Annotated in this window: 6 protein-coding genes and 1 pseudogene; 1 reads left to right on the forward strand and 6 read right to left on the reverse strand. The window is 40.5% G+C overall.

Features of this window, described 5'->3' with window-relative positions; genetic code table 11:
• Nucleotides 1-475: 475 nt before the first annotated feature.
• Nucleotides 476-1,821, forward strand: a protein-coding gene (locus tag HMPREF1210_RS17535) for an IS3 family transposase (protein ID WP_147640285.1) whose coding sequence is annotated in 2 segments (ribosomal slippage) — nucleotides 476-950 and nucleotides 950-1,821 — 1,347 coding nt in all. Because the reading frame shifts where the segments join, the coding sequence is not laid out codon by codon here.
• A 68-nt stretch (nucleotides 1,822-1,889) separates the two neighbouring features.
• Here the strand turns inward: HMPREF1210_RS17535 and HMPREF1210_RS04205 are convergent.
• The 6 genes and pseudogenes from HMPREF1210_RS04205 to HMPREF1210_RS04230 all read right to left on the reverse strand — a co-directional run bounded on the left by HMPREF1210_RS04205 (nucleotide 1,890) and on the right by HMPREF1210_RS04230 (nucleotide 15,673).
• Nucleotides 1,890-2,684, reverse strand: a complete 795-nt coding sequence (locus tag HMPREF1210_RS04205; protein WP_016427365.1) for a VLRF1 family aeRF1-type release factor — start codon at nucleotides 2,682-2,684, stop codon at nucleotides 1,890-1,892.
• A 74-nt stretch (nucleotides 2,685-2,758) separates the two neighbouring features.
• Nucleotides 2,759-3,949: a DHH family phosphoesterase gene (locus HMPREF1210_RS04210; RefSeq protein ID WP_016427366.1), complete on the reverse strand. Its 1,191-nt coding sequence runs from the start codon at nucleotides 3,947-3,949 to the stop codon at nucleotides 2,759-2,761.
• 230 nt (nucleotides 3,950-4,179) lie between these two features.
• On the reverse strand, nucleotides 4,180-8,520 hold the full coding sequence (locus tag HMPREF1210_RS04215; RefSeq protein WP_016427367.1) for a S8 family peptidase: 4,341 nt from the start codon (nucleotides 8,518-8,520) through the stop codon (nucleotides 4,180-4,182).
• Nucleotides 8,521-9,544: 1,024 nt separating this feature from the next.
• Nucleotides 9,545-9,619, reverse strand: a pseudogene (locus HMPREF1210_RS18610) (metallophosphoesterase); the annotation flags it as partial.
• 29 nt (nucleotides 9,620-9,648) lie between these two features.
• Nucleotides 9,649-11,154, reverse strand: coding sequence for a carboxypeptidase M32 (locus tag HMPREF1210_RS04225; protein ID WP_016427369.1), 1,506 nt, complete (start codon nucleotides 11,152-11,154; stop codon nucleotides 9,649-9,651).
• A gap of 181 nt (nucleotides 11,155-11,335) precedes the next feature.
• Nucleotides 11,336-15,673: a S8 family peptidase gene (locus HMPREF1210_RS04230; protein ID WP_036659706.1), complete on the reverse strand. Its 4,338-nt coding sequence runs from the start codon at nucleotides 15,671-15,673 to the stop codon at nucleotides 11,336-11,338.
• Nucleotides 15,674-15,774 lie beyond the last annotated feature (101 nt).

A 15,774-nucleotide genomic window follows, 5' to 3' on the forward strand; every position in this document is an offset into this window, starting at 1 on the left:
GGGTCTAGCTTATTTCGTTTTTCCGCAGGAGTCTTCAGAAATAGCCGACCATCTTTCTAATGAAATAATATGAAGATATACGCTTACAGAAGTAAAGTCTGTTGATTGTGGAGGCGGCGACTTCAGCGGGAACAGCACGAGCTGAAGGCCCCGCAGGAACGTAGTGACGAGGAGACTGAAGCCGTGCCCGCGAAACGCGTCCGCCGCAATGGAAATCAACATTTTCTTACATACGCTCTTTTTCATTAGTATACAGTTATATTCACTCTTTTTATTGTTTGTCTACAGTCTGAAGGAGACAACTATCAGGGATTTACATTCTTTCCTCTAGGTTTCTATTTCTAAGACCACGAAATGTTTTCGGAATATTATTGAAATTAATATTCGTTCTCGAGATGCAGTGAAAAAACCTTCCCAACGTCTGAACTGCCCCATAAAAGTTAGACACCAATCTAACTTTTATGGGGTGTTTATTTTGGCCAAATTTACAAAAGAACAAAAAATTTCAGCAGTTAAACGATACTTGGATGGCAACGAGGGATATTCAACTCTCTCAAAAGAAATTGGTGTGTCACAAGTTATTCTTCGAGAGTGGGTTGGACTTTACAAGGTTTGGGGTCCTGACATCTTTGATGTATCCTATACAACGTATTCTGCAGAGTTTAAACTGGAGGTACTAAACAATATGGCGGATACAGAAAGTTCTTCTCTCGATATTGCGGTCGAATATGGCATTACCTCACCAGCAATGATTAGAAGTTGGAGAAGAGCCTTCGAAAAAGAAGGTTACGACGCCCTGTTTCCCAATAGAAAGGTTCGTCCTCCTATGAAAAAGAAATCAGAAGATAAGAAAGAGTTAACAGAGATTGATCAGTTGAAGGAGAAGGTCAAACTTTTAGAGATGGAAAACGCGTACCTAAAAAAGTTGAAAGCTTTGGTTCAAGAACAGGAAAGGTCACAAATAAAATCAAGACGCAAGTAATCCTTGAACTGAAGCATCTCTACCAGGTCACCGACCTTATTAAAGTGGCCAGTATCAAACGGAGTGTCTATTACTACTGGGAACAGCGGTTGAATGCGCCAGACAAATATGAACTGGTAAAGAAGGCCATCACGGAGATCTACCACGAGCATAAGGGACGTTACGGGTATCGACGTATCACGATAGAACTCGAAAACAGAGGCTTCAAACATAATCCCAAGACCATCCTTCGTCTCATGAATGACATGGGACTGAAGTGCCTGGTCCGTATGAAAAAGTACCGTTCTTACAAAGGGAATGTCGGTCATATCGCTCCAAATCATCTGAATCGTGATTTCCGTGCGGATAAAATGAACCAGAAGTGGGTCACGGACGTGACAGAGTTCCACCTGTTTGGAGAGAAACGCTACCTGTCACCCATCATGGATCTGTGCAATGGGGAAATCATCGCTTTCAAGGTCATGGCACGCCCAGTATATGAACTCGTAAGTGATATGTTAGATCAGGCTTTGGAAAAGTTGTGTCCTGAGGATAACGTCATCCTCCACTCAGATCAAGGCTGGCATTATCAACATGCGAAATTCGTCAAGACACTCGATGCACACGGCATCACCCAGAGCATGTCCCGTAAGGGAAACTGTCTCGACAACGCAGCCATGGAGAGTTTCTTTGCCATCTTGAAGTCCGAACTTCTCTATCTGCAAGACTTTCGAGACATCGCTCATTTTGAGAGAGAACTGGACGAGTTTATGGATTACTACAACAACAAGCGTATCAAGGCAAAATTAAAGAACCTGAGCCCAGTGAAATACCGGAGTCAGGTCCTTAAATCTGCATAATTTTCATGTTTAACTTTTTTGGTTCAGTTCAGTCATCAGGAAGGCTTTTTATACAATTTTTATGGCTTTTATTTCTCCAAAACTTGGTTAATGATTATATGTGGTTTGCTGTTATTCAAGTTTTTATAGATACAGCTGTTCGGTTTTTCACTTAAGGTTTCTGCGAACGCAATCGCCAATTCCGTTTCACCAATAACATGGACTTCTTTCCAGCCTCGCTCTTTCTTCAATTTTTTAACATTTGCTGCCATCCCTTTATAAAATCTGTGCAAATTTTCTTTTAGTCGGGACTCGATAAAATCAACTTTACTGCCCCCAATTTTATGAGGTCCAGTTGGATCCATATCTTTATCCTGACCCCAAAATTCAAGTTTCGGGTCGAAAATATATACCATATCTTCTTTAACAAATCCCATCGAAGTATCCAAAACACGGACTTCACCGAAACTCGGCAAAATTATTCCCGCTTCTGGATATGCTTTGTACATATATTCAAATTGTTCAACCACAGGACGATCTTCCCAATGGAAACCTGATTTTACTGGCACTTGAACATAATGAACGGACCATAAAGGTGGATTTTCCGAGGCAAATATAACAGCCCCTTTGTGCAAATCATCTTTGTTTTGTTCAATTTCATCCATCACTTTTTTCTTGGTTTCCTTAAAGTACTTAAGCTCAGTATCTTTTTCAGAAGCATTTAGACTCTTATCAATTTCTTTTAAGCCATTTTTCAAATGTATTTTCCATGCTCCATTTAATTGGTCAGGATCGCCTGGATTTGTATTCAAATAAACACTCAATACATTACGATCACCGCTACGATGGTCCTTTAAATCCTGGATTTCTTTGCTCAATCCCATAATGATTAAACCTCCTTGATATTCTCTACGCTTGTAGGATGCCCCGAGAGCCTTGAAATTAATAGTACTTCCTTCTATTCATTTTTCTTACCGCTTTTTACATGATGTATTAAATAAGCCACAAACGTGTCATCTCTTACTAACCATGCCGAATGATTTCTTTTTAAGTGATTTTCTACTTCATCAAAGCTTGTAAATTTCTGGTCTAATATATGGTTATTATGATCAATTTTCCATTCTTGATCACTGATTGCATGAATAAAGAATGTTTCTTCCATAATATTTTTATAAAGAGATCCGAATGATGATTTTTTCAGGTTATATCGATTTCGCTGTGCATCTTCACGAATTGGTTCCAACTGAAACGTATCCGTCACAAACTGCTTGTATGCTGAATCAGTTAATGAACTACCGGATGCTTTGGCGTGCCCACCACCACCGTATCTTCCCGCTATTTCTGATACATCAACATGGTCATGAACTGTTCGAAACCCCACTCTCTTTCCACCCATATTTAAAATCACGATATAATCGAGATGTGGATATACTTTGCCCAAGTCATTTCCGAGTTCTGAATGATATGATTCTGCATAAACAATACCAACCAAATGCTCTCCAACCTGTGCTTGTACGATTTCTTTTTTCTTGCGTCTTATATAGCGTTCGATCTTATTTTCTTCCATGTCCAGTAGTTTCTTTTCAAAATCGTCAAAATCGAAATGATCGATAATTCTAAGCCGTTCAATCATTTTTTCTTCGAATTCTTCTATTGAAATTAAATAAAAGAGCGCATTCAATCGTTGCGCTTCAAAGTTTTCATTTTTCTCCCATTCCCATGTATCATACTGTCTGACAAGCTCAACAAACTCTGAAATGGCTTCCCTGTTCTCCAATAATTGTTGAGACACAAGGTAATGATGAAATAAAGAAGTTGCAGAAGTTAATTTTCCTTGTTCATCTTCAACCAGAACATGTCCCCACTCATAATCATTGAAGTGAAGTGATGTTTTATGATGATCGATAAGTTGGACATTTCCAGTAGTTTGATAAAAATCATTCAGCTTTTGTTCATTTTCTTTATTTACAGACAGGTCAGTTATGAATAATAGCGTGTTTTTGTCATCATTCTCCAAAAACCAACCAACTTCACGATCCAGACTTGATACCGAATTATATCTGACCTTCACCTGCTTGCCAAAAGCAAGTTTCGCGAGAATCCCACACCCAACTCCATCTAGATCGTTGTGCGACAAAAGTTTATACAATTGATTCACCTCAACAGATAGTATGGATAAAAATGTTGAAAATTATTGATACTTTTTTTGTTCATATTAACAAATTCGACTAATTGATAGGTAGGATGATTAAGACGTGATGACTTATCATTTTTATTCTTGGAGTGCATTTAATTCAAGAGTGATACCCAAAATCAAAGACAAACAAAAAAACACCAAAGAGAAGGTTATCTTCTCTTTGGTATCTTTCTCATAGAACTCTACTTATTACTGTTACCTTTAATGTTCAGATATAGTTTACCTTTTGCCGTCTGGCGTGTTTCGTTATTGAAGCTATCGACTGCTTTTACTTCGATTACCGCACCATTAGCTACTGTACCTTTTGGAACCGTATAATAGCCAACATAATGGCCGTTCGCTTGCTCTGTCATTGGCAATTCTGTAGCGTTTTGAAGTTGTCCGCCCATATTTGTTAGTGGCATATGGATTACAAAAGTTGATTTTAATCCAGGTTCACTATCAAATTCGATTTTGACAGTCTTGCCAGTTTTAAGATTGAGATCTTGGTCTGGTTTTAAGTTTGTAATGTCAGGTGAAACATATTTTGCATGTACTGTCACTGTTTTCGACATGCTGTTGTTTGCTTTATCTCTTGCTACAACAGTAATTTCATTTGCACCAGTATCCAAAAGTATACGTTTTGAATATTTTCCGTTTACAACTGCTGCAATTTGACCGTTTACTTTCACCCAATCAAGGTTGGCATCTGCGACACTACCTTCTACTGTAACCGTTTCCCGATTTGTTTTATCTCCGTTTTTCGGGCTGTCGATTGTTAGATTTGGTTTCACTGTGTCCAAGATAACAGATACCGGAGCAGATTCGCCCGTTACTTTACCATCAAGAGATGAAGTCGCTGTAAATACATTCAATCCTTCTGTCAATTCGGTTTGAATGGCAAATTTACCATCATTTCCTACTACTACAGAACCTGCAACTCCACCATTATTTTTAAGTTTAATTGTTGTTGTAGGTGATGCACTGCCTTCAATAGTAATAGCTGACTTATTCGTTGCTAAATCAGAAGTTGGCGAAGTAATGACAGGTGCACTTACTTCATAACTTACACGAGCACGGATCATATAGTTTCCTTCCTCTGCAGGGGAAGCTGTCCATGTACCTGAAACAGATTGGTAACTTCTTTCCGCGTTTGTTCCATCTTCATCAGCAGCAAGTCCTGGTGAGTTTGGATTCGCAACTGTTTGTCTGTAAACCATGTAGAAGTCACCATTTACAACGATGTTATGTTCAGATAAGTCTACTACCGTCCATTGACCGTTGCGTAATGCTGTTGCATTAATTGATTCTGTGAGTTTTTTACCTGGTGTTCCATCAGGACCAGTAGCATCCCAAACTTCCACTGCAAATGCTGTTCCACCTGGTACTGGCCACTCAGTGTCCCAGAAACGGAATACGCCATCAGTAACAATGCCATTTTCTTTCCCTTCAGGAAGAGACATTTTCACTGCCCAAGCATTACCCGCTGCATTGAATGCGTGTGCATTTTCAGCTGTTCCATCATCATAACCAATTTCACCACCTGGATATGTGTAGAACGGATCAAGTGCAAGACTTAATTCAAGTGCGTTTGCACCGATTGTAACGGATGTTTCTTTACTATGGTAGCCGCGTGCAATTACCTTGAGTGTATAATTTCCTTCGTAAGCTGTGATGCTGTAGTTTCCTGATGCATCTGTTTCAACAGGAGTGATATTGGCATCTTCAACAAGTAGAAGTGTCGCGCCTTCGATTCCTTCTCCTGTCGATTCGTCAGTAATTGTTCCACTTACAGTGTTTTGTGCAATTTCATCCAAAGTGAAATTCGCTTGTGCTGTTGCGTCAGCTTCGATTGTCACCGTCTGTTGATTTGTGTGGTATCCATAAGCTTCCGCTTTCATTTTGAATGTACCAGGAACATGCGTCATTGAATATGTGCCATCTGCAGGATTTGTATATACTGAACGTCCTGATTCAAGCACACTGACTTGTGCACCAATAGGCAATAAAGTCGGATTAATCGGTGCCTCAGATACTGGCAATTCTTCTTTTACAGGCATTGAAGGTCTGATTTTTGTTGGATCAATCGCTTCTTTCATTGCTTCTTTATCATCAACTTTGATTAAGTCTAGACCAATGTTGCCTTTATTATCTTTTGAAACATTCTCAGTTTGGGCAATATCGGTTAAAGCAACATCATCGATATACCAACCGTCTCTCACAACACTGCCATCGGAGAATGCATTGAATGCCAAGTAAACTCGTTGTCCACTATACGCTGACAAGTCTACTTCACCATCTATCCATGAACCCGAATCACCTTGGTACTTCTGTAATTGAGTCCACTCTTGTTGGTCAGTGGAAATAAAAACATGACCATAATCCCATGCTCTTCCTGTTGAAGATTGTTCAAAATTATGCCAGTGTTTAAACTGCAGATACGAATTACCTTCTGGCAGATCAACTGGAGGGAGAACAAGTGTTGCGTTCATGTTACTGTCATACTTACCTTCTAAATTTGTTGCATATACTTTTTCACCAGATGCCGCATTTCCTGGTCCAGAAGTAGGAACTCCCCACTCCCAGCTGTTCATATTTCCGAATGAACTCCAGCCTGTTGCAGCAGTTTCAAAATCTTGGAAGTAACCAACAGTAATACCCGGTTTCACTTCAACCAAATATTCTTCACTATTGACAACGTTGTTTCCGAAATCATTGATGATCCATTTATAAGTGAATGATCCCCCTGTTACTGAAGTTCCAGGAACCGTAACAGCGTATTCACCAACTTTGTAGTCTCCAGAAATTCGTGGAGCCACCATAGTTTGCCATTCATTGTTTCCATCCAAATAACTTAATTCAACTGATGAAACGCTGATGTTATCTGTTACTGTTACAGCCAAGTCTAGATCCATACCTTCATACGTTTCTATAGGAGAACTATGTTCAAAGACTGGTGCTTCATCATCTTCACCTTGTTTCGTAACTTGTCCACCAATTTTTCCAATACCGTTCATGATTGAAGACACCGCTTCATACGCATTAACTAAACCATATCCATACCCGTGATTCGGTGTTTGTGGATATTGTGAGTCAGTTAATGGGATTGCTGTTTCAAGTAAAATTTGTTCCATTTCTTCAACGGTTAAGTTAGCGTTTACTTGGCGCAACAATGCCGCGACCCCGGATATAGCTGGTCCAGCCATTGATGTTCCATTCCAGCCGCCTTCATAGCCACCACCAGGTACAGAAGAACGGATATTTACTCCTGGAGCCGAGATATCTGGTTTGATTTCAGCATAAGGAGAAGGTCCTCGTAAAGAGAAATTACCTACTACGTTGTTAATATCAGTTGCACCTGTTGCAAATGATTCAGGATAGTTTGCAGGTGATGCAACAGAACCCGGACCACCTGGATTTGTTGGCGTTGTGTTTCCTGCTGAAAATTCAGGGAAAATTTCTGCTGCACGCCAGTTTCTGACTACATCACGATACCATTCGTCAAGACCTGGACCACCGCCCCACGAGTTGTTTACAACATCTGGTGCTAAGTCTACGCGTGCATTTCCTTCAGAATCTGTTGGTGCTAAAATCCATTGTGCAGCTTCTAATAAATCCGCATCTGTACCACCATTTGCAGTAAAAGCTTTTACAGAAATGAATTTAGCACCAGGAGCTACTCCAACCTGGTTGGAACCGTTTGTTTCACTACCTACCATTGTTCCAGTCACGTGAGTACCATGACCATGATCATCATAAGGTGTAGCTCGTCCAGCTGTAGCGTCAAACCAGTTAAAGTCATGATCTGTTTGACCTGTTGAAGAATTATAACCACGGTATTTTTCTTTTAATGCTGGATGATCCCATTGAACCCCCGTATCAATGCTCGCTACAACCGTTCCTGCTCCATCAATTCCCATCGCCCATACATCTGGAGCTTTAACGCGTTGAACATTCCATTCAATATTGGCAACTTCAGATTCAGGCGCCACAGCTTCTTTCGTTTTTGTTGTGAAAAGTTGTCGCATTTCATTCGGTAGCACTTTTTCAACTTCTGCAAATGATGCTACCTTTTCTGCAACTTCTTTCGTTGCTGTTACAGCCATCCCATTTACAATATAATACGAATTAATATCCTTAACATTTCCTTTAGCTTCTTCTTGTTCAAGATAATCTTTTACATTTTGCTGCTCTTGAAGGGAAGTCGCTTTTAGCTCAGACACTAATGCAGAACGCTGGACCATTAATGATTTTTTAGAAGATAATTTCGCTTTTTTAGAACTTTTCCTAGCCTCTTCCACCACTTTTTTCGTATCCGCTTTTTCTTTGAATTTTATTAAGAAGGTAACTTTCTCATCTTCTTTAAAATCCGACAGCAAACGTTTGCTCACTTTTTCGATTGTATTCACGTTCGAATTATTAAGCGACTGGTGCAGTTTACTAGTTGTTTCGGCACTCGCGACTCCAGGTGCGATTAGAGACAAGGTCATGAGTAAAGAAACAGCAATGTTGAAAGACTTTTTAGAACTAATTTTCTTCGTCATCTTCTTTCCTCCCTTTTAATCTTCCTTTCTTGCCTTTCGTAAAGCGGATTGCATTTTACATTCCCACAAAAATGACCAAACAAAAACACCTATGGCCCCCTTTCCCTAATTATTTAGGCAAACAGTATCAGTGGTGTCGATCGTGAAGCTCTAGTTGTTAATCAAACTATAAAAGAAAGAAAGTAGTTTTTTTGTCATAATTTGTCGCTAAAATTCATCGTTTTCAGAATTGATATTTAGTACCTATCTGGAGTTGGGTATAATGATACATTACATGATTTAATACGAGATCAATAAAATTCTATAACCTCATGCTAGGATTGAGTTTTGATGTATAGATATTATTTCCCAATCACTACTCTATGTATAAAAAACCTATAAAATAAGTAATATAGACTAATTGCTTGCATAATTGGGAAATTTGTATGTTCTTATGAGTTTTCCTCATACAAGACTTTTGTGCTATTTAATCCCCTTTGAATTTCCATTTTACAGTTAAATAAATGGCTAAATTTTCAAGTTTATCCTACTGCTTTAACAAATTTTTGAATTTCTTATTTAAGGTAAACTACTCCTCCTTCAAAACTATATTTTTATAAAAGTTTCATTTGCACCTATGCCTAAAGAACCAACTTTACAATAATTGGAAATTTATTTATTTTAAAAATTATGTTAGTATACTCGTTCTAAAACAAAAAAAAATATAAAAAGTCACCTTGTCAAACTCTCATCTCTTATTAATGAGTAATGATATTGGTGGAAAGTCTGGATTGGTTGCAACTGATTATCCCACTTTATCTCTATAATTCCCTTTTCAAAGCCAACAAAAAAAGAAGCTCATGTTGCCTGAGCTTCTTTTTTTGTTGACCTATATATATGTAATCCATAATCTCTGCTTTATATACATCTATGTTCTGCATCCCGAGATCTTTTGCTTTTTGTAATACCGCTTGCTTATCATATGGTACCCGTACAAGTTGAACACTGATACTGTTTCCAACATGCTCGATAATTCCGTATGAAGTTGAATATCCTCAAAAACCGCTTCCAGGGCAGGCATATTTCCATGAATATCTGAAATAATTGCAATTCTCTTCATGTGCGTCCCCCCATAGCAATCCTCCGATATTATGAATTCAATTTATATAAACGAGAATACTTTTCCTCCAAATACTCAGCAAGATATGTTGCGTTCAACCCTTCACCTGTAGCTTCTGTTAGAATTTCCAAGGGCTTTTTCATACTGCCGTGACGGTGTACTTTATCTGTCAGCCAGTTTTTCACTGGTTCCAAATCACCATTAGCACATAATTCATCGAAGTTAGGCAAATCTTTCAACATCGCTGCTTTTAATTGAGATGCATACATATAGCCGAGTGCGTAAGATGGGAAATAACCGAAGGCCCCTCCGGCCCAGTGCACATCCTGCAAAATTCCTTCTCCATCATTGGAAGGTTTAACCCCCAAATACTCTTCATATTTATCGTTCCAGATTTGAGGCAGATCTTCTACTTTCATGTCTCCATTGAAGAGACCTTTTTCAATTTCATAACGAATCATGATATGCAATGGATATGTTAACTCATCCGCTTCAATTCGAATAAGCGAAGATTTTGATTCATTGATTGCTGCCAGGAAATCTTCAACTGCAATATGACCAAACTGTTCCGGAGCATAGGACTGAAGTGTTTCATAATTATGCTCCCAGAACTTTTCATTACGCCCGACAAAATTCTCGTAAAACAAGGATTGGGATTCATGAATACCCATAGATGTGCCACTTGCTAATGGGAGACCTTCGAGTTCCTCTGCGATATTTTGTTCATATAGTGCATGGCCACATTCATGAATCGTTCCAAATACCGCTGAACGGAAATCATTCTCATCATATTTTGTTGTAATGCGGACATCTCCACGGTTCAAACCAGTAGCAAAAGGATGGACCGTTTCGTCCAAGCGTCCCGCTTCGAAATCATAACCTAGCTGCTTTAAAATATCCAAGCTGAATTGCTTTTGTTTATCTTTCGGGAACGTCTTGAATAAGAAATTAGTTTTTGGTTGATTTTGAGAATCTGCAATCTTTTTCGCCAATGGCACGATTCGGTTTCTTAATTCGCCAAATACTTCATCCAATATTTCAGTTGTCATTCCTGGTTCATATTCATCAAGGAGCGTATTGTAAGGATTGTTATCCTTTACACCCCAATAAGTAACGAATCTTTTTGTCGTTTCTACGATTTCTTTTAAATACGGATAGAACATCTTAAAGTCCGATTTGTCTTTTGCTTCTTCCCATGCGGATTCAGATTTCGAAGTCAAAATTACAAATGCTTTGTATTCATCAGCAGGAATTTTTTTGTTCATATCATATTCTTTTTTTACTTTTTTGTACGTTTGTTTTGTAATTGGATCCAGTGATTCTAAATTATTTTCAAGTTCTTCAAGCATGCCCGCCAGTTCATCAGATGTTTGCATTGCAAATAATTCTGATGACATTGTCCCTATCACTTCGGAACGTTGATTGACTCCTTTTTTCGGAGCACCAGTACGTAAATCCCAATACATCAGACCAATTACTTCCGTGTAGGCCTGCATTTTTTTAACATAGTCTATAAATCTCTCTGTCGTTTCCATAAATATCCCCCTTAACAATTCAAACACCTCTCTCATTTTACCATAATGACTGAAAAGTTCTTCAATTCTTTACAAAAAAACAAGACCATTTATCAGGGATAAGTGGTCTTGTTTTTTAAAGTATTATTTGAGTCACGGAAATTTTTTATCAGCCATTGCAATTCTAATTGGGATATAGGTTTTACTTGACATACACTTTACCAGCGGCTGTTCGACGAGATTCATTTCCATAAGCATCTCTCAACGCCACTTCGATCACAGCACCGTTGATCCTGTCTTTTGGTGCCTTCCAGGTACCAACATAGTGACCTTTTCCTTGTTCTGTTAATGGTATTTCAACAGAAGCGGCGGTTGCGGATGCAAAGGCTGAAGGTACGCTTAACGAGAAGAAACCACTAATTCCTGGCTCACTATCTAGTTCGACGGTCAACGTCGTACCCCTTTTTATCACCACATCTTGAGCTGGTTTTAAGTTTTCGATCGCAGGTGGATTAAACTTGGCGTAAACAGTGACTACATTGCTAGTTTCGTTTCCAGCACGGTCCTTTGCAGTGACAGTAAATTTATTTTCTCCATTATTGAGCAGTACATCTAGGGAGTAGAAGCCATCTTTTGTGACATTCACTTTTTGACCATTTATAGTGACTTCTGCTAGATATGGATCGGTCGCTTTTCCTTCGATCGTAACTGCTTGTTTATTTGTCTTTAAGCCATCAGCAGGTTTGGTGGTTAGTTCTGGTTTTGCTTGGTCAAGGGTAATCTTCACTGGCTCGGACGGATCCGTACTGCCTCGATCAGTAGAAGATGAAGCTGTCAGCACGTTCTCACCATCTTGAAGGGTAACATCTACAGAGAAGGTACCATCCTTTTTAGCTGTTGTGATAGCTACTTCTTCGCCTTTATTGAAAAGATGAACTTGAGTAGTTGGTGAAGCGGTCCCTTCTACTGTGAAAGTAGATTGATTGGTGTGGGCTGCATCTTTAGGCGTTGTGATCACTGGAGCCGACGCATCATATTTTACCCGTGCCCGAATCATTACGTTTTCGTAACGGTCTGGGGAGAAAACTCCGTCAACCAGTTGCCAGCTGCGACTAGCGGTTGGACTGCTTTTATCAACACCGAGTCCTGGTGTATTCGGGTAGGAGCCTACTTGGATATAGACCATATAGAAGGTGTCGGTTACCACGACTCCTTCGCTTTCCAGATCGACAACCGTCCATTCTCCATTACGCAGAGCAGTCGCATCAAATGGACCCGCAATTTTTTTACCAGGAGTATTATTTGGTCCATTATCATAGATGGCAACCTTAAAGGCTGTTCTACCTGGATCCGGCCAACTTTCATCCCAGAAGCGGAATAGACCAGCGGTGACTAAGGCGCTTTTTTTACCTTCAGGTAAAAACATTTTTACAGCCCAACCATCTCCAGCAGTAAACGAAGCATTATGATTTTCTGCTGTCCCATCATCATAGCCGATCTCATCAGGATAGCCGACAAATGGTTGTAACGGAACGTTTTGTTCGATATTTCCGTTTGCTGGTATGGTGATCGTGATATCTTGACTATGATAGAAAGGCGCGGTTACATGCAAGGAATAGGTTCCTTCATAGGCAGTGATGGAAAAGTGTCCGTTTTCATCTGTTTGTACAGGTTGAATGAGCGCGTCTTCGAGCAGAGAGAGCGTTGCGTTAGCTAGCGGCTGACCTGTTTGCTTATTTGTGACAGTTCCGCTAACCGTTCCTTTCGGGATCGGGTTTATAGTAAAGTTGGCTTCTACTGTACCATTTTTAGGAATCGTCACTCGTTGATCTGCAGATTCATATCCATATGTTTCAGCACGTAAGGTGAACTCACCAGCAGGATGAGTCATACCATAGCTACCATCCGCTGGGTTGGTGGCAACAGAACGTCCTGATTCGAGCACGCTCACTGTAGCTCCAAGTGGCAGGGACATGGGTTGGACTGCTGTCGGCGTGATTGTCGCGGCGGGTGCCATCACGTTTTGTATTTTGGTTGGTTGGATGGTATCCGGGTTGACTGCTTTTTTATTGGTTTGTGGCTCATTTTCCAGTTGTTTAGCTAACAGTTTTTGTTGTTGTACATCTTCTAGTTCTACATTGGCTGTGGTATGTGGTGTATTGCTTAAGGCGACATCATCGATATACCAACCTGCGCTCCCATAAGCAGCGTCTGTAGTGACGTTAAAGGCGATATAGATTTGTTGACCAGCATATGCGGATAGATCGATCTGGCGCTCCGTCCATGTGTCAGATTTACCAGTGAAGCGGGACAGCTGTTGCCAATTTTGTTTGTCTGTCGACACAAGCACATGACCATAGTCGGCGAAGCCGTCCGCTGTGGCGTTGTCAAGTCGATACCAGTCTTTAAACTGTAGATAGGCGTTACCTTCAGGCAAGTCGATTGGAGGCATCATCAAGTTCATATTGGCATAGTTGGCATAGTTGCCATTTAATTTGGTTCCGTATACTTTTTCACCAGAAGCGGCCATTCCTGGTCCACCGGTAGGTACTCCCCACTCCCAGCTGTTGTTGGTACCGTAGGAGATCCAACCACTTGGTTGAGATTCAAAATCTTGATGGTACCCGGTGCTGATTCCAGATTTGACTGGTACTGCGTAATTGTCAGAAGTAACCACATGTTGCGCATAGTCCGTGATGCGCCAATGATAGGTAAGGGTTGGGACCTGTACGGCATCAGCCGGAATCACGGCTTGGTAAGTTCCGCTCTTATAGTCACCTGCTGTACGAGTTGCAGCTACAGTTTGCCATTCGGCAGATTCGCTTGCACGATATTTTAGCTCAACACTTCTTACATTGACATTATCTTGTACTTGAATAGTAAGAGGTAATGTCATATTCGCATATAATTCAGTTGGAGCGGTATGCTGATAAGTTGGATTCTCTGTATCTTGACCTTCACGAACCACTTGTCCCTGAACTCGGCCTATTCCGTTGACAATGGCGGAGACAGCGTTATAGGCGTTTACTAGACCATGACCATAACCATTGTTTGGTGAAGTTGGATAGGTGGAGTCAGTTAATGGTATTGCCGAATTCATTAAAATTGCTTCCATTTCATCAACGGTAAGAGAGGCATTCGCCTGCTTCATCAAAGCAACGACTCCAGCAACGGCTGGTGCAGCCATCGAAGTTCCTTGCATGCCTCGATATAGACTACCTGGTACGGAAGATCGGATGGCCACACCTGGAGCGGAAATGTCTGGCTTCCCTTCTCCATATGGCGAAGGACCGCGTGAGGAGAAACCAGCAATCCGATTCTCACTATCAGTTGCGCCAACAGCGAACGATTCCGGATAGTTGGCTGGGATAGAGATGCTTCCAGCATTCGGACCGACATTTCCAGCAGAGAAATTAGGGAAAATATCGGCTGCACGCCAGTTTTGCACCATTAGGCGGTACCATTCATTTATTCCATTTCCACCGCCCCAGGAGTTGTTCACTACGTCAGGTGCTTTTTCTGGATGTGGGTTGCCTTCTGCATCTTTTGGAGCTAGAATCCATTCTCCAGCTTTCAGTAGATCTTCGGCGGTTCCACCGGCCGAGGTAAAGGCTTTCACCGCGATCCATTTTGCACCTGGAGCGACACCGATTTGGTTCGTGCCATTAGGCTCAGAACCCACCATCGTACCCACGGTGTGAGTTCCGTGACCAAGATCATCAAAAGGTGCAGATTTTCCCGTAATAGCGTCATACCAGTTGTAAGTGTTATCAGGTTGATTTGGATTGGCTGGGTTGTAACCCCGATACTTTTCTTTTAAAGCAGGGTGATTCCACTGGACTCCTGTATCGATACTAGCGACTACAGTTCCCGCACCATCAATGCCCATATTCCAGACATGTGGTACGTCGATTTTTGCAATATTCCATTCGATTGAAGTGGTGTCTGCTTGGGTATCAGCTGTTGGTTGGATGGGTGTTTTACTGCTTTCATTTGAGATCAGCTGTACCGTTTCGTTGGGCTGGATTTTTTCGACTTCAGGGAAGGCAGCAAGCTTCTCCATCACTTCTTTGGTTCCTGTCACCGCCATGCCATTGACGATATAGAAGGATTGAAACTCTTTGACATTTCCCTTCTTTTTTTCTTGATCCAGATAGGTTTTGATCGAGTATTGAGTTTCGCTAGCTTTAGTGCGAAGGGAAGAAACGACAGCAGAGCGTTTCATCAATTCGGTTTTGGCAGCCGTTTGTTTTTGAGCTTTAGCCTTTTTAGCTGTTTCGGTGGCAACTTCTTTTGTATCCACTTGATCTTTTAATTTTACTAAAAAGGTAACCGTATCATTCTCACTAAACTGATCATTCAGTTTTTTATCTACCTTTGCTTTCACGTTTTCAGATGCTACATCCGAACTTTCAAGAAGAGAAATACTTTCTTCGGAGTTGGAATTAGCAAAGGTGAGTTGAGTTAGAAAGGTTGAGAGCAACAATAATGCACATAAAATAAAACTAAATGCAATGCGGTAATGTCTGTTCCTTTTTATCAATTTGATTTCCCCCCTAAAATTTGCTTACATTAAGACTTCATTTTAGAATCATCTTTCACCTTTCACCTAAAAGGTAAGTGAAAGATGATTCTATCAAT

This window comes from Paenisporosarcina sp. HGH0030 (genome assembly GCF_000411295.1).
Taxonomy (GTDB): domain Bacteria; phylum Bacillota; class Bacilli; order Bacillales_A; family Planococcaceae; genus Paenisporosarcina.